The sequence below is a fragment of the Dolichospermum lemmermannii CS-548 genome (genome assembly GCF_028330815.1).
In the GTDB taxonomy this organism is placed as follows: domain Bacteria; phylum Cyanobacteriota; class Cyanobacteriia; order Cyanobacteriales; family Nostocaceae; genus Dolichospermum; species Dolichospermum lemmermannii.
In genome coordinates this window covers 14,936-34,763 of sequence record NZ_JAQMTJ010000264.1, presented here as the reverse complement: position 1 = coordinate 34,763, position 19,828 = coordinate 14,936, and the positions used below count along the sequence as shown (strand labels likewise).

General features: G+C 39.3%; 18 protein-coding genes and 1 pseudogene. 5 read left to right on the top strand and 14 right to left on the bottom strand.

Annotated elements, in window-relative coordinates:
• Window positions 1–22: 22 nt before the first annotated feature.
• Together thyD and PN450_RS18065 are read left to right on the top strand one after the other, a co-directional pair.
• The gene (thyD, locus tag PN450_RS18070; RefSeq protein ID WP_015080396.1) at window positions 23–943 is read left to right on the top strand and encodes a thylakoid membrane protein ThyD; all 921 of its coding nucleotides are present in this window, start codon (window positions 23–25) and stop codon (window positions 941–943) included.
• A 33-nt stretch (window positions 944–976) separates the two neighbouring features.
• Window positions 977–2,158: an aldo/keto reductase gene (locus tag PN450_RS18065; RefSeq protein WP_271837118.1), complete on the top strand. Its 1,182-nt coding sequence runs from the start codon at window positions 977–979 to the stop codon at window positions 2,156–2,158.
• Between the two features lie 54 nt (window positions 2,159–2,212).
• Here the strand turns inward: PN450_RS18065 and PN450_RS18060 are convergent, their stop codons facing one another.
• From PN450_RS18060 to PN450_RS18030, 6 genes are all read right to left on the bottom strand, one after another.
• The gene (locus tag PN450_RS18060; protein ID WP_271837117.1) at window positions 2,213–2,431 is read right to left on the bottom strand and encodes a type II toxin-antitoxin system HicA family toxin; all 219 of its coding nucleotides are present in this window, start codon (window positions 2,429–2,431) and stop codon (window positions 2,213–2,215) included.
• The gene (locus PN450_RS18055; protein ID WP_213718379.1) at window positions 2,428–2,667 is read right to left on the bottom strand and encodes a type II toxin-antitoxin system HicB family antitoxin; all 240 of its coding nucleotides are present in this window, start codon (window positions 2,665–2,667) and stop codon (window positions 2,428–2,430) included. Before PN450_RS18055 ends, PN450_RS18060 begins: the two co-directional genes overlap by 4 nt.
• Window positions 2,668–2,825: 158 nt before the next feature.
• A complete protein-coding gene (locus PN450_RS18050; RefSeq protein WP_271837116.1) occupies window positions 2,826–4,385 on the bottom strand; it encodes a tetratricopeptide repeat protein in 1,560 nt (519 codons plus the stop codon).
• Window positions 4,386–4,701: 316 nt separating this feature from the next.
• The gene (locus tag PN450_RS18045; RefSeq protein ID WP_271837115.1) at window positions 4,702–6,129 is read right to left on the bottom strand and encodes a hypothetical protein; all 1,428 of its coding nucleotides are present in this window, start codon (window positions 6,127–6,129) and stop codon (window positions 4,702–4,704) included.
• A 386-nt stretch (window positions 6,130–6,515) separates the two neighbouring features.
• Window positions 6,516–8,090, bottom strand: a complete 1,575-nt coding sequence (locus tag PN450_RS18035; protein WP_271837114.1) for a group II intron reverse transcriptase/maturase — start codon at window positions 8,088–8,090, stop codon at window positions 6,516–6,518.
• Window positions 8,091–8,624: 534 nt separating this feature from the next.
• Window positions 8,625–9,689: an RNA-guided endonuclease InsQ/TnpB family protein gene (locus PN450_RS18030; RefSeq protein ID WP_271837113.1), complete on the bottom strand. Its 1,065-nt coding sequence runs from the start codon at window positions 9,687–9,689 to the stop codon at window positions 8,625–8,627.
• 561 nt (window positions 9,690–10,250) lie between these two features.
• On the opposite strand from PN450_RS18030, the gene PN450_RS18025 reads away from it, so the two are divergent.
• From PN450_RS18025 to PN450_RS18015, 3 genes are all read left to right on the top strand, one after another.
• Entirely contained in the window at window positions 10,251–10,688 is a 438-nt protein-coding gene (locus tag PN450_RS18025) for a DUF6918 family protein (RefSeq protein WP_271824028.1), read from the top strand.
• Between the two features lie 254 nt (window positions 10,689–10,942).
• Complete coding sequence (locus PN450_RS18020) at window positions 10,943–11,554, top strand: peroxiredoxin (RefSeq protein WP_015080406.1); 612 nt, start codon at window positions 10,943–10,945, stop codon at window positions 11,552–11,554.
• A 44-nt stretch (window positions 11,555–11,598) separates the two neighbouring features.
• Window positions 11,599–12,144, top strand: coding sequence for a peroxiredoxin family protein (locus PN450_RS18015; protein WP_148764279.1), 546 nt, complete (start codon window positions 11,599–11,601; stop codon window positions 12,142–12,144).
• Here the strand turns inward: PN450_RS18015 and PN450_RS18010 are convergent, their stop codons facing one another.
• The 8 genes and pseudogenes from PN450_RS18010 to PN450_RS17975 form a co-directional block, all read right to left on the bottom strand.
• Window positions 12,145–12,846, bottom strand: a complete 702-nt coding sequence (locus PN450_RS18010; protein ID WP_148764277.1) for a COP23 domain-containing protein — start codon at window positions 12,844–12,846, stop codon at window positions 12,145–12,147.
• Between the two features lie 378 nt (window positions 12,847–13,224).
• Window positions 13,225–14,091, bottom strand: a pseudogene (locus tag PN450_RS18005) (DUF1565 domain-containing protein); the annotation flags it as partial.
• A 294-nt stretch (window positions 14,092–14,385) separates the two neighbouring features.
• Window positions 14,386–15,462 carry a glucose-1-phosphate thymidylyltransferase gene (locus PN450_RS18000; RefSeq protein WP_168695447.1) on the bottom strand — a complete coding sequence of 359 codons (1,077 nt, stop codon included), beginning with the start codon at window positions 15,460–15,462 and terminating at the stop codon, window positions 14,386–14,388.
• Entirely contained in the window at window positions 15,459–16,346 is an 888-nt protein-coding gene (gene rfbD, locus PN450_RS17995) for a dTDP-4-dehydrorhamnose reductase (RefSeq protein ID WP_271837111.1), read from the bottom strand. Before rfbD ends, PN450_RS18000 begins: the two co-directional genes overlap by 4 nt.
• Entirely contained in the window at window positions 16,339–16,884 is a 546-nt protein-coding gene (rfbC, locus tag PN450_RS17990; RefSeq protein WP_271837110.1) for a dTDP-4-dehydrorhamnose 3,5-epimerase, read from the bottom strand. The genes rfbD and rfbC overlap by 8 nt, the downstream gene beginning before the upstream one ends.
• Before the next feature lie 55 nt (window positions 16,885–16,939).
• Window positions 16,940–17,536, bottom strand: coding sequence for a YdcF family protein (locus PN450_RS17985; protein ID WP_271837109.1), 597 nt, complete (start codon window positions 17,534–17,536; stop codon window positions 16,940–16,942).
• A 176-nt stretch (window positions 17,537–17,712) separates the two neighbouring features.
• Window positions 17,713–18,363: a pentapeptide repeat-containing protein gene (locus PN450_RS17980; RefSeq protein ID WP_271837108.1), complete on the bottom strand. Its 651-nt coding sequence runs from the start codon at window positions 18,361–18,363 to the stop codon at window positions 17,713–17,715.
• Window positions 18,360–19,760: a DICT sensory domain-containing protein gene (locus tag PN450_RS17975; protein WP_271837107.1), complete on the bottom strand. Its 1,401-nt coding sequence runs from the start codon at window positions 19,758–19,760 to the stop codon at window positions 18,360–18,362. The genes PN450_RS17980 and PN450_RS17975 overlap by 4 nt, the downstream gene beginning before the upstream one ends.
• Window positions 19,761–19,828: the final 68 nt, after the last annotated feature.

Here is a 19,828-nt window from a genome sequence, read left to right as displayed (position 1 = left end):
TAATCAACAACCAGCAATATCAATGAAAATAGCAATTAGTGGTGCAACAGGATTTGTGGGTAGTCGGTTGGTAGAAAGACTACACACGGAAGGTCATAGAATTTTGGTATTAACCCGCAATCCTACCTTTGCTCAAAAAGTATTTCCCTCCCCAGCTTTTCCTAACTTAGAAATTATTGCCTATACCCCCAGTGTATCCGGCTCTTGGCAAGATGCTATATCTGGTTGTGACGGCGTAGTTAATTTAGCCGGAGAACCCATTGCTGAGGGACGTTGGACACCAGAACGCAAGCAGGAAATTCTCAACACTCGCAAACTAGGAACACAAAAAATTGTCGAAGCTATAGCTAAAGCTAATCCTCACCCCATTGTCCTAGTCAATACTTCGGCTATTGGTTATTACGGAACCAGTGAAACTGCCAGTTTTGATGAAGATAGCGCTTCTGGCAATGACTTTCTCGCTCAAGTCTGTCAAGAGTGGGAAGCGGAAGCGCGAAAGGTAAAAGATACCAATGTGCGGTTAGTAATTTTACGTTTTGGGATTGTTTTGGGTAATGGTGGCGCTTTAGGAAAAATGATTACCCCCTTTAAACTCTTTGCTGGTGGACCTATTGGCAGTGGTCAGCAGTGGTTTTCGTGGATTCACTTAGATGATATTGTCAGTTTAATTATCCAAGCTTTAACTAAACCAACAATGGAGGGAGTATATAATGCCACCGCTCCTCAACCAGTTCGCATGAATGATTTAAGTACCACAATGGGTAACGTCATGAATCGTCCCTCTTGGTTGCCTGTGCCGGGATTCGCTATAGAAGCTATATTAGGAGACGGGGCTAAGGTGGTTTTGGAAGGACAACAGGTTTTACCCAAACGCACTTTAGAGTCAGGTTTTGAATATCAATATCCGAATTTGCAATCAGCACTAACACAAATTCTTACCTAATTCTTAGTTAATAGATAGTTAAAAAATTCACAAATGCTATACAAACGTTTTGGCCGGACAGAAATACAAATGCCTGTGTTTTCCTGCGGAGGAATGCGATATCAATATAAATGGCAAGATGTTATCCCAGAAGAAATTCCTAGAGATAATCAAGAGAATTTAGAAGCTGTAATTCGTCGTTCTGTAGAATTGGGAATTAATCATATTGAAACTGCACGCGGTTATGGAACATCAGAAATGCAGTTGGGAAAAATCCTCCCCCAATTTCCTCGTGAAAAATTAATAGTCCAAACTAAAGTTTCTCCTGTTGCAGACCCTCAAGAATTTCGCCAAACCTTTGAAAAATCTTTGGCTTATCTTCAGTTAGATTATGTTGATTTGTTTAGTTTACATGGCATTAATAATGCAGAAACTTGGAATGATAGTATTCGTGAAGGTGGTTGTTTAGAAGTAGCAAAACAGTTACAATCTGAAGGTAAGATTAAATTTATTGGCTTTTCTACTCATGGTCACACAGATATAATTTTGCAAGCAATTAATAGTAATAAATTTGATTATGTGAATTTGCATTGGTACTATATTAATCGCCAGAACTGGGCTGCTGTTGAAGCTGCAACTAAATTAGATATGGGTGTATTTATTATTAGCCCTTCTAATAAAGGTGGGTTATTATATCAACCTCCCAAAAAGTTAGTTGATTTGTGTGCGCCTTTGAGTCCAATGGTGTTTAATGATTTATTTTGTTTGAGTCATCCTCAAGTGCATACTTTGAGTATAGGTGCAGCCAAATCAACTGATTTTGATGAGCATTTAAAGACTTTGGAATTATTAGATAATGCGGCAGAAATTCTACCACCAATTATTTCCAGATTAGAGTCAGAAGCAATCAAGATTTTAGGAGAAGATTGGGTAAAAACCTGGGAAACTAATTTACCAACTTGGGAAGAAACTCCAGGGGAAGTAAATATGCGGGTGATTTTGTGGCTGTTAAATTTGGCTTTGGCTTATGATATGATAGACTATGGCAAAATGCGTTATAATCTCTTAGGACAAGCTGATCATTGGTTTCCTGGTAATCGGGCTGATAGGTTAGATGAATTAGATTTACGAGAATGTCTTGTTAATAGTCCCCAAGCTGAAAAAATTCCCCAAATGTTGGCGAAAGCCCACGATATTTTAGGAAGTGCAGAGATAAAGCGTTTGTCTCAGAGTTGAAAATGGGATTATGGTACTGTGAAATAGGGGATTTGAGAAGTATCTCCTATCTTCCTAACAAAAGAATGTTTCTTTATCAATACTAACATCTTGAATCATTCCTGTTAAAGTACCTTGTTTGATATCTTTTCCCGAATGAATAGGAATAACAACCCTACGCCCATCATTATGCTTGTAAATGGCGTGACTGCCCTTTTGACGATCAAAATAAAAACCTAATTTTTCAACAACTTTAATAAACTCTTTAGCTATGACACTTGGAAAAATACTCATACTAAAACACTTAATGGCTTGACAATAAAATCTTCTTTAGGAATAGGTTGATTATCAGCCATGAGACTTTCAAGATATAATTCTACAGCTTCCGTGATATTGGCGATCGCTTCTTCAAAAGTATCTCCTTGAGAATGACAGCCCTTAAGAAGGGGACAAAAAGCATGATAGCCTCCATCTTCTTCCCTTTCGAGAATGACGGTGTAATTATAAACTTGTTTGCCCTGATTATTCATATACTTGTAAGTTACTCACTAATAACTATTTCATTATAAACTGTTTTGATAAATTTTAAAGTCAGATTTCAAGAATTATTGACCGCAGATAAACGCAGATAAACGCAGATAAAGACGGATGATTTTATGATTCTGTACAGTCTAACAAAAAATTGATATTAGAAATTTAAAATATCTAAAGATGCTTCTATTTCTAATTCTATTATTCTAGCTTGTGTATCTTTATATTCTGCTAATTTTCCTGCTTGCCAATATAAATCTGCTGCTTTATGGAAATCCTCAACTGCTCCCTGTTTATCTGCAATTTCTAATAGGGCATTTCCTCGGTTATAATAAGCATTAACATAGTGAAAATTCATTTTAATTACCTGAGTATAATCGGCAATTGCTGCTGCATATTTTCCCAAATCAAAATGAGCATTACCCCGACAATAATAAGCATCAATATCATCAGGATTAATTTGAATTACCTGATTATAATCAGTAATTGCTCCTTCATAATCTCCTAATTCAACCCGATCATGTCCACTATTTTTATAACCAATAGCGTCATTAGGAGCAATATTAATTATTTGCTTTAATTGCTGTTGTTCATCTAATAAATATCGAGATATTTGTCTATCTTTTTGCGTGGTAGCATAATCAGGATTGAGGTTAATTGCCTGATTATAATCTTCAATTGCTCCTTGAGTATCACCAATATGAGAACGAACATCAGCACGATTTTTATAATTAATCGCAATATGGGGATTAATTCTAATTGCTTGGGTGTAAGCTTCTATGGCTATGTGATAATTACCTATTTGATAATGTACTAAACCTATTTGATTGTAAGCTTGAGGATGATTTATATTAATATTTATTGCTTGACTATAATTAGTAATTGCTGTGTGATATTCACCTAATTGATAATTAACTAAACCGAGTTTATAATAAATATCAGCATCACTATTATTAAACTGTAAAGCTTGATTGTAACTATTAATTGCCGCTGCATATTCCCCTTTTTGGAAATATTCATCACCGAGATTTAAATAAAAAATAGTTAAATCAACAGGTGTAGATTGGGGTTTAATTATTTGACTTTGAAATAAATCAGATTTATGAGAATTTGCCGAAATTGAAAATTGTTCTAAATAGGAAAATAAACCACCACCATACAATAATTGATTAATTCCAAAGGAAATTTTCCCAGTTTTCAATTTAATCATTTGTGTGGGGAGAAATCCAGCTAAAAAAAGGTGATATGCAGATTGGGCTTCATTGACTTCTTCTTGAATCAAAATACAAACAATTACTGCATTTTTTTCCACTTCTTCTGCACTCACTGACCATCTAACTCTATCAATACTACCGTGACGAGATTTGACTTCAACGCCAATTACAGAATTAGCAGTGAGTGTAAAATCACTTTTACCATCACCACCAAAGCGTTTTTCATAATCTACTTCCGTAATAAAATCCGCTAATCTTTCTTTAACAACTTCCTCTCCTAATTTACCTTTAAGATTATTAATAAAAACGTCACGGACTGGAGAAGTGCGTTTATATTTTTCCGCCATTAACCAGCAAAATTCCCGTAATGCCTTTAATCTCTCACCAGAAATGATAGTTAATTCACTATGTTGACCTTCTATTTCACAATGAAGTAGACAACTAGATGTTAACCTTTTCAAAAAGTCAGATTGTAGCGATCGCAGGAGAGTAATCCAATCCATGTCTAATATTTCTGCGGTCTTTTTATGTAAAGCAAGAGATTCATTGGTGTCAACTTAACGCAAAACCCCATGCCGAACTCAAGTTCCTTGCTAATATCGAAAGTTCTCTTTTGATGACTAAACACTAGCAAAATTTATTAGTCCGTTTTAACGGACTTGAGCTATGAGACAGGGAATTTATTCCCTGGCGGTTCTTACGTTGACACCAATAAACACTGCTAAACCCTTACAAATATATAGAAATCCGGTTTGATTCTTCAAAAATACGTAAGGTGTGTTAACGATAACGTAACGCACCAGATCCTTGATCATGGTGCTAAGGATTTTTTCTTTCTTCCTTGATTTGGCGTAAAGTTTGGATAAGTTTTTGATTAGATTCAGTAGATACAGCCGGCGAATTACTACTGGATTTTTCAGAAGTGACAGAATTAGAAGTATTTACTGATGGAGTTTCGGGACGATTTTTAGTATTTTCAGGTTCGGGTAATTTTTGAGAATTTGGTGTGGCTGTTGGTTGGATTTGGAGTTCAGGTAATTTTTGAGAATTTGGTGTCGCTGTTGGTTGGATTTTAGATTCAAATACTTTTTCAGTATTTGAAGTGGCTGTTGGTTGAGTCTTAGAACTTACTCCCGCAGAATTGGGATTATTTTGGAACTTGAGTTGGAAAGGATAAGAGCTAATTAACTGCTTATCAGCTTGAGGTGGATTAGCACTGAAAAATTCCCTAGCCTTAGATTGTAACTTAGGCGATTCTGTTCCTGCTTGGAATTTAATATCTAAAACCTTACCATCTGGATCTACAACTAATCTACCCACAACTGTCCCTTCCATCTCCGGTGTATCTGTAGAGATGGTTTCACGAATTACCCCTTTCTCTTTAACATTGGGATATTCTTGACGAATATTTTGTCTAAGAGTATTGTAGGAGTTCAGTTTAGCCAGTAATTGTTCAGTTTTTTTACCTTTTGATTCAGATTCATTTGTGATGATTTCTGGCGATTGTCCCCTAGAATTATCTGTTAAAGCTAATTTTTCTCCATCTTGAGGAATCTTAACGGCATTATTTCCTGAGGCCACTGTTTGTGGTGGTGAAATACCTGCTGTTGTTGTACTGCCAATATCAATAGCTTCAGCAGACGGATTATTCAGTGGTTCTCCAGGTATTTCATTACTTTGTCGCACTTCTGGTAACCGATTAATACCGAGAGATCCGGTTTCTTTCATTCTCTGATCTAGATTATTGACAAAAGGAGAAGTCGAGGAAGTCGAGGGAGTATATGTACTTCTTGGTAATCTAGACATTGCTATCTGTAAATCATTGCGAGTCAATCTTTCAATAGATTGCTTGCTAGGCAGATAAGAAAGGTTCAAGTTAGTTGGCGAACTCGGAATAGCTGGTAATACCGACTGACTAGATAATTCCGGTTGTAAAGCGGGATAGTTAGTTAGTGGACTGCTTGAATTAGCACCTGGTAGTTGTTGCTGTAGCGGTAATTGTGGTTGCTGTAAAGCTACCGGGGATGTACTAGGGGGTTGTGGTAATCGGCTTTGATCAGCGGTACTCAGTTCCATCAATCCCACTGCTTTGGGTGAGTCAGTTTTAGAAGATTGACCAGAGTTAACTGGCATTAATGGCACAATTAAGGCAATAGCGCCGTGGATACCAAGGGAAGCTATAGCGGCTATTCCCGTTGGTTGGCTGAATATTTCTGGTATGTTTTTTAGGAGAGATACGTAAGACATACTGTTATGGTTGATTCTGATCAGTTAAACTTGAATAGAAATTTTATCAACAAAGAATTCAGGGGTTATCTTCTTGACACTCCCCGGTCTAAAGACGCGGGGATTCTTTAATCAAAGACATGACTTGCTCAGACAGGATCTCTCCAGCCTGAGTAGAGGACTCATCTCCTAAAGCGTTGCTCATGCTTGCACTGAGCTTAGTCGAAGTGTCTAGCATGAAAGTTCCCGTATGCCCTACGGTACTTCGACAGGCTCAGTAACCATACTCAATCCTCGACTAAGGATGTTTCTAGCTGCATTCTGGTAGAGTCGAGGGGGAATATTATTTCCCGCCCCTCTCTGTTAAATCTGGGCGTGCAGCTTTCACGCGGTGGCTTCCGATGTTCTTAGCTTTTGCTTTTGCTCATGTGAATATAATCGTGGCAGCTTTCGTGAATTGCTAGAAGGTTTTTAGGTTTCCAATTGTTATGGTTTTCATCAACATGATGTAAATGTACCTTCTCATCACTGAGCATTTTTAGCCCACAATGTCCACATTTATGGTTTTGCCGTTTGAGGGCTTTAGAGGTATGATTGTCATAGAGTTTGCTGTTACGCTCGCTCCAGTAACTCAAATCTCCGTCGTAGGGTGATTTCTCCCCTTTAACATTGATGTGTTTATTTTCGGAGTAAGGAACTGCGGGGAACGCTTTATCTAGTAATTGTTTGCTAGAATGGCGATTCTTTTTGGCTTCCTTATTGAATACCTTGAATGTTCTGTGTTGGATATGGTAAAGGGAATATCTAGACCCGTCCATCTTACAGAAGCGATGGTAATTCCTCCAACCTCTAACTACGGGAGCTAATTTCTCAGCCTTGGTAGTAGCACCATAATTCGAGCAGTTGACGATGGCTTTTACTTTCTTGCGAAAAGATTTAAAGTTGTCCACTGAAGGAACGCATCTAAACTTCCCGTTTTTCTGGACTTTGAAGTTCCAGCCGAGGAAATCGAACCCATCTGTCGCGGCGGTTAGCTTTGTCTTTTTCTCACTAACTTTCATTCCCCGCTCTGCTAGAAACTGGTTGATTTTGTCAAGTATTTCTTGGGCATCATCCTGTGGTCGTAATATTATTACCATGTCATCTGCGTAGCGGACTGATGGTTCAATAATATGTTTTGTTGAGGTATTGTCTGTGATTCTTCTATTAGACATCATGTGGTGTCTGTGAATACTTTCAATCCCATCTAAGGCGATGTTAGCTAAAAGTGGACTTACTACTCCACCTTGAGGTGTTCCTTGTACAGGAAACTCTGGATTGACCCCGGATTTTAAGCAGCGGAAGATTCCCTGCTTTATGCTCCTTGGAGCTATGAGTCTATCCATTATGGCGGTGTGGTTTATCCTGTCAAAGCATTTTTCGATATCGAGTTCTATAACTCGTTTATCTTTTCCGTTACTAGATGAGTTTAGATTATTAAACAAGATTTTCTGCGCGTCCTGCGCCGAGCGTCCCGTTCTAAAACCGTAGCTCTTAGCGTGGAAGGTTGCTTCATGTGCTGGTTCTAGAGCATATTTTGCCAGGCATTGCCAGGCTCGGTCTGCAATAGTGGGGATTTTTAGCATCCTGGTAGTACCGTCCTTTTTGGGGATGGGTATTTCTCTTAGCCCCTGGTGTTTCCAGTTGCTACCTGATGCTTTTAGCAGTTCATTAAGCTCGAAGCGTTCCTTAAAGTTAAGGGACTTTTTGCCGTCAATTCCTGCGGTCTTTTTCCCAGCGTTTAGCTGTGATACTTGACGGATAGCCAATAATCTTGCTGCGGTAGATTTCAGAATTAGCTTTTGAAGGAACTTTGCCTTACGCTTGTCTCCTGCAAGAATCGCTTTATACACTCGTTTTTGTAGGCGGAATAAGTCACGGCGGAATTTCTTCCACGGTAATGTCATCCAAGATTCACTAGCATTATTGCTGTGCCTAACCATGCTCTTCTCCAATTTGTGTATTCTGAACACCTCAAACCAATTACGGTCTGTCCTACCCGAATTGAAGGGGTTCCGCTGCTCGTCTAGCCTACTTAGGGTTCGACCTCCCTTAGACCTCCAATCCGTTTTTATTCGTTCCCTCGGTTGATTGATTGTTCCGTTAGATGTAGCCAATTCAACCACTGGATTCCCTGGACTCTTGCCGCTATTGAGACGGATATGCGGCGGGAATTAGCTCCAGTAAAGTCGGGTTTTTGAGTTGTGTCCCGCTTTGGATTAGGTCGCTTTTTTAGGCTCGGTTTCATCATAGGAACTCCCCGTTAGCGCCAAGTGTCACCTCACAACAGGTGTCTGATTGCGCCCTGTTCCCAGCTTTGACCTCCCGAAACCGAGTCGGGTCATCATGGGCAGATAGGGAGTCATACCTGAGTCTGGCAGATGGGGCTTTCACCCATATCAGACCGAGAGTTCAACCTTTTTCCATGATTGGATTGGGTTGGTTAGCTTATGTACGGACTGATTACCGTGATTCAGCTAACAACGAATCGCACCATCTCTATCCATCACACACCCACACTGACAAACGTGTGTTCTCGTAGATAGAGTTTTCTTAACAACTTCACCACAGCTAGAGCATTCAAGGCTTGTATATTGTGGATTTACTGCCACCGTGACTTTCTTGAACACTTTCCCAAAGTATTCAAGCCAGACACGAAACTGATACCAAGATGCGTCGTTTATTGACTTAGCTAAACAATGATTTTTCACCATGTTTTTAATTCTCAAATCTTCATAGGCTATCAAGTCGTTAGACTGAACTACGCACCGTGCTAATTTAATAGCATGGTCTTTACGTTTCCTACTTATTTTGAGGTGGCGTTTTCCTAAAACCTGTCTAGCTTTGCCCCGATTTTTTGAACCTTTGACTTTTCTGGAAACACGACGTTGTGAACGTTTAAGAACCTTTTCCCCTGCACGGAGAAATTTCGGATTCTCCACCATCACCCCATGAGAATCAGTGTAGTATTCTTTCAAACCTACATCTAAACCAATTGTATTTCCCGATGGTTCTATATTTTCTTGACGGTTGACATCAATACAAAATTGACAATAATAACCATCAGCCCGTTTTACCAATCTTACCCGTTTAATTTGGTTAATTTGGTAGAAATGGAGGTCACGAGTCCCTTTAAGTTTTAACCGCCCAATGCCTTTTTTATCAGTGAACGTGATAAACTTTCGGTCCGAAGCCAGTTTCCAACCACTTGTTTTGTATTCGACAGAACGACAATCTTTTTGGAATTGAGGATATCCCTTTAAACCAGGAATGCCTTTCTTGCAATTATTATAAAACCGAGTGATAGAAGCCCATGCTCGTTCAGCAGAAGATTGTCTAGCCATTGAATTGAGTTCATTAGCAAAAGGGAAATTGGCCGCCAGTACAGCACAATATTTCTGCAAGTCGTTTTTACCTGTACCTTGAACATCCATCCATAGCCGAATGCAGCTATTACGAATGAACTGAGCAGTCCGAATCGCGTCATCTATTGCTGTTAACTGAACTGATTTTCCGTAAGCTTTAAACTCAAAAACTAGCATCTCTTTACCTCCTGTCTTATACTACTATAGTTGGTTGAAGATGGCTAAATGTATTGCGCCTTGCAACATCTTGACGGTGGTTTTAACCACCTGAGTCGCTTTTCATCCCCTGTCTAAAAGCACATAAGGCATTGCTACGCAATGCTTACTCAGGGGCTTTCAAACTTCCCAGTCTTTCTTGTAAAATTGATTAACTCCTGAAATTTGTGTCTTCTCAATTATTTTTGATCTTTTAGGCTATTTTGTCATTGCCAAGAAGCACCTTACTCCCATACATAATAACTTCCCAAGGGGATAAGTTCAACAGGGGAATTAATGATATCTTCAGTTTTTATGTTCTCGTGATCTGAATATGACACATAACCTTAGCAACAGACTAAGCCTGAATGATATCTAAGACAAGCTACGCTGAAGCATCCTGGGAATAATGGGGTGCAATCAACATCAAAATTCTCCGAATGCTATACTTTTCCCTGTTCCCTGACTCCATGAATGAATTTAATTTTATTCAACTACTTATATGATAATAAATCAAGCAATTTGATACTTAGGAGTATTAAAATGGGACTGAATGAAGAATTAATGAATTCTGGTCATAAGGACTTAATTGTCCAAGACTGCTGCACTATGATAGACGCACAACTGGCATCTAAATCAGGCATAAGCGGTATGGCCATGAAAGCCGCCTTTGCTGCACTCAAGGGAATTCAACCGGGTTATATCACCAATGTGGTTGAGTCCCTCCTACCAGTTTGCTTAACTGCAATTGATCCCATTTGGAGTGAAGGAGTGCAACAGGGTGAACCGGTGGAATACCTCACAGCCCATAGTAATCAGACCGCAAATGCGCTGCTAGGTGTAACTGATGCCAGGGTTAAAAATACCAAACGCCAACTGGTGCGAGGAACTTACGAAAAATTCCGTAATTCCGCAGAAAAACACGTGCAAGAGGCAGTACCAGATTTTGCTCAGGTGATTGGTAAGTATGTTAATAACTAGCTGAAAAATAGAAGTTAGTTTTTAAGTCTTCAGATGCGCTTCCACATAAATAATGGGAGCGCATATCACCAAAAGCCGATTTGCTGATATATTCCTTCGTGATATAATCGGCTACTGAGGATATTGAGTTAAAAAGTCCCTAATTGAGCCGGAAACATGAGTTTTTCAAGACTCTAAAAGTTTCAATCTAACCGATGTGCCTGCGCTCAAAAATAAATCCAACTATGATATAAAGTTAAAGGAGAATTAGATTAATGACACTTACCTATGGAACAGAGGGATGTCTCCGGATTGGTCAGCAGGCTCCCGATTTTACAGCAACAACCGTAGTAGATCAGGAGTTTAAGTCAATTAAATTGTCTGACTATCGTGGTAGATATGTTGTTCTGATGTTCTACCCCTTAAATTTTACCTTTGTTTGTCCCACTGAAGTTACAGCATTTAGCGATCGCTACGCAGAATTTAGCCAACTAAATACAGAAATTTTGGGTATTTCCGTTGATAGTGAATTTTCTCACCTCGCTTGGATTCAAACAGATCGTAAATCTGGTGGAGTCGGTGACATAAATTATCCCCTAGTTTCTGACATCAAAAAAGAAATTAGTGCCGCTTATAACGTTCTCGATCCCACCGCTGGTATTGCTTTACGCGGTTTATTTATCATAGATAAAGATGGCATTCTACAACACTCCACTATTAATAATTTAGCCTTTGGTCGGAATGTAGATGAAACCCTGCGAACATTACAAGCAATTCAGCACGTTCAGTCCCATAGCGATGAAGTTTGTCCTGTTAATTGGCAACCTGGGGACAAAACCATGAATCCTGATCCCGTGAAGTCTAAAATTTACTTTGCTGATATTTAGAGAATTGGGAATTTGGTAATTAAACTTTTAATTTTGAATATCTTATGTTGACTTCAACTGATTTTACTGGCTTATTTAACGAGCGATTTTTCCATAATTTTCTCCCTATACCCGCGTTAGATAATTTCAGATTGGGTATAGGCACACCAGATTTTAAATTATCAGATATTACTAACAATACTGTTGTTAAGCTATCTGATTTTCGAGGTAAACAACCTGTAATAATTGCCTTTACCAGAATTTTTACCGAAAAGCAATATTGTCCATTTTGTTATCCCCATATTCAAGCCTTAAATGAAAATTATGAACAGTTTAAAAATCGGGGAATTGAAATTTTATTAATTACTAGCACCGACAAAAAGCAAAGTCAAATAATAGTTCAAGACTTGGGCTTAAAAATGCCATTATTGAGTGATTCCAGTTGCCATACATTTCGTACTTATAGAACTGGACAGGCATTAGGAGCGCCATTACCAGCACAATTTATCTTAGATAAAGATGGCAAAATGCTCTACAGACATTTATTTTCCTTCTTAGATCATAATGCCAGTGTAGAGACACTTCTAGAATCAGAATTTTATTTTAGATAATTACAAACCACCAGACTTATTTCTAATAGCAGGTTTTTTTCTGATTTGCCGAGGTACGCGATTATTCTTATTCTTTCTGGGTAGTAAATCGCTCAATGTTACCTGTACACGACCTTTTGTTTCCCGAATTACGCCAGCACTAGAACCCTCACGACTGATTTGCATCATTTGGGTAAGAATTTCCTCTGGCTTTTTGGCGTTGTCCGGGTTTAAAGTAAATAGAGTATTATTACCATCACAACCAGTGTCATTGACAGAAACCACGCAAATGACAGTTTTATTGCGGACTCTACCGCTCATCAACACGACATCTTTGAGGCTACCGCCACTTTCAGCTACAGCCGCATTTAATTTCGGTGTGACGATTTGGCAACGGCTTTGAGGAGTAAATTTCTCACCAAAGTATTTTAAAGATGCTGAAGTCCAAATAATTACAGGGATTGGTTCTCCACCAGGTCGCTGACCAACTGTAGCTACGTTACCATCACCTTGGGATACACAGGTAAATTGAGTTCCAGTGTTGGCTTCCTCCGATGGGTCTACATCCGGCATGGCAGTACTGTTACTATTATCATCTGTATTATCCACAGGTGGTAAGGCTTGAACCGTAGATCCCCAGGACAAAATACTGGATAGGGCTAAGGTGGCAATTGTGATAGCGAAGCCCGACCTCGGAATCGTTGTTTTCCATTGATGTTTCATAAAACCTCGTAAATGTTTAAAGTAAGAGGAGATTAGACTTTTCCGTTTTCTGACTAAAAAGGTGGAAATAATTGATAAAGAACAAAAACACAGATCCTATAAACCCTCTTTTTTCGGACGGGAAGCTCTGTTGGGGGAATTGACTAAAGCTTTGAGGTTGCCATTACTCTGATTATATTCGTAACTATTGGCTGTTAAGTCAGGATGGGGCATAACACAGTATTGTTTACCACCCATCATGATGGTAATTACTTGGCTGCCAGAGGCACAGGAAATGGGTGTTAATTCCCATTTTTGTAGCAATGCGATGTTGGGATCATTGGCTGATAAATCATCGCTTTGGGAGGAATACGGTGTTGATCTTTGGCTGTTACCTATTTCGACTGAACCAGCAATGCGTGAGGAATCAACATTGTTACCAACAGCAGAAATGGAGTTTTTGGTAGCATTGTAGAGGTTGTAACGACCATTATTGCTGATACTATTGCTACCAGGATTATTGTTAGTCCCCAGATCCGGTGAAGCATTTAGAATGAGGACAATACCATCCCGTTGATTATTCTGAATTACATTTTTACGCAGTAAAGGTTTGGCTGATTCAGAGATGACCATACCATCTTTATTTTGGACTATTTGGTTTTCTGTGATTAAGGGTGTGGAAGTATCACCAATAGCTAAACCAAAGCCATTATTCTGAAATAGATTATTGCGAATTTCGCCCCGGCTTGATTTTGTGATAGCAATGCCATTGGCACTGTTTTGCACAAATTGGTTATTTTCAACTCGAGGATTTCCCGTGCCTGTGACAAATACACCTTCCCTGAAGTTGTTAGTAAATGTATTGTTTATGATTATGGGGTTGCTTGATTCTACCCATAGACCCGTACCCCTTTCATTGGTATTGGTGACTGTGATACCAGCAATTGTGGTATCTTGATCTGCTAGGATGGTAATGTTCTGTTTAGCGAAGGTGCGACTGATATAAATACCACCACCGGAAATAACTACTCTTCTACCTTTGCTTGATTCGTCACCCCGTAATGTTATTCCTGGTTTGAGTAATATAGGGAATGTTTCGCTGCTATAGTTGCCGGGAGCTAACTGAATCACTGAACCCGGTTTAGTCTGACTCAGTGCGAAGGTAATGGTTTTGTAAGGAGTTGTTGCCGATGTGCCAGCCTCAGCAGTATTTACACCAGTAACTGGATCAACATAAATTACCTGTGCAACGGTCGGCAATTGCGCCTGGACTGGAAAAGTGAAGATTAAGGAACTAGATATAGCTAAGTTCGCCAATAAAACAGGGGTTTTTGATCTAAACTGGCTGCTCATAAGTACATCCTTGATTTGATGAGTGTATCCTTCCATGACTTAATACGAATTAAACCATAAATTCTCTGATAAGACAAGTAAAACTTATAACGAAATTGGGTGAAAACTCCGATAGTTTAGGATGACTTTAGCCATAGAGAACCCATCAAAAGCCAAAAAGTTTTGATGGGTAAGTGGAGAACCCCGTTAAAAAGCGAGATTAAAGCGTCAAGTCAGTTCAATTTGAGAATCATCACCAATTAAAAAGCGTAATGCTTTAGGACGACGGGGGGCAATACTTAACTGGGCGCGTTGTCCAATTAAACTATCAATAATTCGTTGCTGAATTCCAGTAATTTTAGCACCTTCTAAAACCACGCTGTGTTCTAAATCTGTTTCTATGAGTGTTGAATTATCGGCAATACTACTATATGGACCGATAAAACAGTTTTCTAAATAGCAATTATTACCAATTACCACGGGTCCGCGAATTGTACAGTTGATGATTTTAGATTCAGTCCCAATTTGCACTCTGCCAGTAATTTGAGTTTTCGGATCAATATCGCCTAAAATTGATTTTTTCAAATAGGTATCAAGAATGAGACGATTAGCTTCTAATAAATCATCTTTTTTACCTGTGTCTAACCACCAACCGTCAAGATTACAAGCTAAAACTTCTTTTTCTTGATCTATTAAACATTGAATTGCATCAGTAATTTCTAATTCTCCTCTAGCTGAAGGTTTAATCAGAGAAATCGCATCATGGATAACTGGTGAAAAAAAATAAACCCCTACCAATGCTAAATTTGACGGAGGAACTTTTGGCTTTTCAATTAACTGTAATACTTTGCCTTTTTCGTCTACCTTTGCCACACCAAAAGCACTAGGATTTGTGACTTCACGTAACAGAATCAAAGCATCTGGTTGTTGTTGAGTAAATTTATCTAAAAATGAACTTAAATCTCCTTGTTGAATCAGGTTATCTCCCAAATACATGGCAAATGGGGAATCTCCTAAAAAAGTCTGGGCAACTTGGACAGCTTGAGCTAATCCTGCTGGCTTTTCTTGTAAAATATAGGTGATATTAACACCGAATTTTTCGCCATTTCCAGTTTTATTCTTGACTTCTGCCCCTGTTTCTGGGCTGATAATAATACCAATGTCAGTAATCCCCGCAGCAGCCATTTCTTCAATGCCGTACCATAAAATTGGTTTGTTGGCAACTGGAACAAGTTGTTTTGCTCCTGTATAAGTTAAGGGGCGTAATCTTGTCCCTTTTCCACCGGATAAAATCAGTGCTTTCATAGAGATTTTCCTTGTAATTCTTTTAACATTAATCTTAGTTCTTGTCGCCAATGAGGAGGATAAGTTCCTAAGATTTGAGATATTTTCTCACAAGCTAAGACAGAATAAGCAGGACGTTTTGCGGGTGTGGGATATTCGGGGGTAGTAATGGGAATAATATTGGCAATTTTCAGGGGGAAACCAAGTTTTTCTGCTTCTTCAAAAATTGCTATGGCAAAGTCATACCAACTGGCTACACCACTATTTGTATAGTGATAAATTCCCGCATTTTCTGAGGTTAATTGGGGGATAATTTGGGTAATTGTTGAAGCTATATCTTGCGCCCAAGTAGGACTACCAATTTGATCGGCAACTACTCTAACTTCTGATCTTTCTTGACCAACTCGTAACATGGTTTTTACGAAGTTACTTTTTCCATAAGTTCCATAAACCCAAGCTGTCCGCAAAATTATATGGTGGGGACAATTTTGTTGAATTGCTATCTCTCCCGCTAATTTTGTTTGTCCATATACACTCAATGGATTGGTACTATCTGTTTCTCGATAGGGATAATGACTATTACCATTAAATACGTAATCGGTGGAAAGATGAATTAAGAAACTTCCTAATTTTTGACTTTCTTCAGCGATAATTTGCGGGGCTATAGTATTGATCAGGTGAGCATTTTCTGGTTCACTTTCGGCTTTATCTACTGCGGTATAAGCAGCGGCATTGATAATTATTTCGGGTTGGGTTTCTCTGATAATTTGGCGTAATTTTTCAGGGTGAGTTAAGTCTATTTCTGGACGGGCAAGGGCAATAACTTTGTAGTTGGATGCTAGGGTATGTTGTAGTTCTGTACCAACTTGTCCGTTACTACCTATTAGTAATATTGATTTACTCATAAACTTCGGCGTTTTTAAAGGTTGAAGCGTTACCATCTTTAGCTGATAAAATTGGGGGTGTTTCTAGAGGCCAATCTATAGCTAAATCTGGATCATTCCAAAGGATAGCGCGATCGCCTCCTGGTGTATAATAATCTGTAGCTTTATAGATAACTTCGGCAATTTCTGAAAGCACGAGAAAGCCATGGGCAAAACCTGCTGGTATCCACAATTGGCGTTTGTTTTCGGCACTGAGTTCGTAACCTACCCATTGTCCAAAGGTAGAGGAATTTTTTCTAATGTCTACTGCAACATCAAAAATTGTCCCGACAATGGCGCGGACTAATTTACCTTGAGGTTGGATGCTTTGATAATGCAATCCTCGTAGCACATTGTATTCAGATTTGGAGTGATTATCTTGGACGAAGTTGGCTGTGATTCCCAGTTTTTCTGTGAATGTTTTTTGATTGTAGGATTCCAAAAAAAAGCCCCGCGAGTCTTGGAATACTTTGGGTTCTAGGAGGAGGATATCAGGAATAGAGGTGGGGATAATATTCATTGAATGGTTGAATATTTTAAAGAACACTTAAAACAATATCACGATTTCAATTTGACTATATAATTTGTTTATGAATAAATGTAGTTGCTTTAATGCGAGGATTAAAACTAGCTCCAGTTCGATTAGTCACAATCCACAAAAAAGATCGCCCACAATCTCGCATGACTCGCAGCAGAGATTCTGATTTGTACACCGAAGAAGGTACAGCAATAGGTGTAACCACAATCCCTTGACTACCAAGGACAATAGTAGCGATAGCCCTTGATCTTCGGATATGATAATCCGATGTAATTAAATAAAGATGCTGTAACTTACTGTCAGCAAATTTGTTTACCAGTGTTGTGAAATTAGTTACTGTATCCGTCGCCCTGCCATCAAACCGTAATTGCCGATTAGGAACACCAAACTTTTCAAAAATCAGGCGATTATAATTTAAGTTTGATTCAAAATCAGAAACCCAAATATCTAAATTTCTGTGAGATTGCCAGAACTGGGCAGCAAATTCCATCCGACTACCATTACCACCCAATACAAGAATTGCTTGGGGTACAGGAACTTGGTGAAAGGCTATCGCTATCTTCACAGGAATTATGCTCACTAACACCAATATGATCCCGAAAACAAACCAAGCTAATTTAACCTTCCATTTCATAGGCTATCAAGTTCTACATAATTCTTCTTCCTCTTTCTTCCTCCTGACTCCTAGTATTCAAGCTAATTATTCATTCCGTCCTGCGGTACTAGTACACAACGGCGTAAATCAACCAACTATTAAAAATTACTAAAAAGCTTGTGTAATCTGCTTTTTTAATTTTTAATTGTTAATTTTTAATTCCGCCCTGCGGTACTAGCTTCCAAAACTGTTCCCCGCAAACACACCCGATCTAAATTTGCGCCATTTAACTTCACTGCATCTAATTCAGCACAGAGTAAATTAGCTCCGGTCAAATCAGCCCCTGCTAAATTTGCTGCTCTTAAATCTGCTTCTTCAAGACTCGCTTCAATTAGTACAGCACCTTGCAAATCTGCACCGCTTAAATCTGCACCTTTGAGATTAGCTCCAGTTAAATTTGCACCTCGTAAATCTGCACCTCGCAAGTCAACACCCTGCAAATTTACACCATGCAAATTAGCACCACTTAAAAAAGCACCCGCTAAAGACGCATCGTTGAGGATTGCTCCCATCAAGTTACTACCCCGTAAGTTGCTACCACGTAAATCCGCACTTGTCAAGTTAGCCTGCATCAAGTTTGCACCCATCAGGTTAGCCCGCAAGTCGGTTTCTTGCAGATTAGCCCCCATTAAATTTGCACCTTCAAAATGACCACCCTCTAATTTAGAACCAGTGAAGTCAGTCCCCACCAGTTTAGCCCCTGTTAAATTTATCTTCCTTAAATCTAGGTGAGATAGATCCTCATCTTCTAAATTTGCACCGGGGAGTTGTTTGTTTTGCCCTAATCTAATGGTTTCTATATTCATTTGCTGTACACTGAAATCTGCTCACTACTTTTGCTGTCGGCATCCCAACGGGAGTCAAGTAACCATAAACCGCTGCTGACCTTGGATGTCATTATCGGTAAATCAAGCCCCTGTTGTAAACCCATCACTAATAAACCTAATGTATCTACAAGTTTAGGATCAAAGCGGGTAGATTGTTGTTTTCGGCACTGATCTAAGGCTTGAGAAAATATCTCTGCTCCCCCTTTGCTAGAGTATTTATACTGGTTAACTTGTAGCTGAAATTCTGCAACCAATGATAAAATTCTTGATTCTAAAGGAATATCATCACCAGCTAAACCGGCGGGTTCGCCTGCACCATTCCACCATTCGCTTTGGTGGGTGATAATTTGAGCTATAGCCCGTAGTCTTGGCATGATTCGTAATGCTTGCGCTGCTGGGACGAGGGGACAAGCCAGAGGACAACTAGGAGATTGTTCTTGATAAGCTGTTGTTATATGACTGGGACTAATCAGGCTTTCGGCTTTTTGCAGTGGGTCTAAGCGATGCAACAAAGCAGCTAGGCGTAATCTTTTAATTTGCCATGCGGGTAAATCTAATAATTGCCCCATTGTTTCAACAATAGATGCTACTTCTGATGCGGCTACAGGATTGCGGCTATCTGCTAGATCAATCAACTGTGCCATCCGCAAAAATGCCTGAATTTCGTTAGATACCAAGTTACGATCTAGAAATTTTTGGTGAGATGCTGTGAGAATAGGTAAGTTACCTTGTCCGGTTTTGAGGTAATCAACAACACGAGAGACAACGGTAGCTACTTCTTCTCCTGGACAGATAGCTGGGTGAATTGCTTGTTTATATTGACTTAGTTTGAGTGCTAGTTCAGGATGATAGTCTTTGATATGAGCGATCGCTAACTCTGCGGTTTCTTCCACTAATTCCGGTTCAAATGTCCATAAACCGTAGAATTTACGCTCTAAATCGCAAGTTGGCAAACCATCCTTCCCATAGTCAGCTTCAGATAACTCTTGACAAATTACCATAGCTGTGTAGTCAGGAGCTAAAATCATCAAATGCCACTCCTGCGCCACAGGATCATCAGCAGCTAATCCCACTAAATCAATGTTAGGTAATTGACCAGTAGGATGTTCGGCAAAACCAGCATCAGCCGCCGCCATAATCACAATTGCCCGGCTGTGTTGCGCGATATCTGCGTATCTTTGAGCCTCTTCCAGATACCATTTACCCTGCTGGAAAGCCGTAATCACCAAAGGATCATTATCTTTCGTTAAAATATGATCTTCCAAGGCATGGCAGAGAGACACTAAGGTATTTTTATAGTACACGCCAAAATGAATAGGTCTAGCACTATGGCGGTGAGATGCTTCTAACTGTTGAAGAATTGAACCTTGTAACATGGAATTAATTGGGGATTTCGGATAATAGGGCGGTTAGAAACCGCGTCTACACAGGCAAAACCCACACT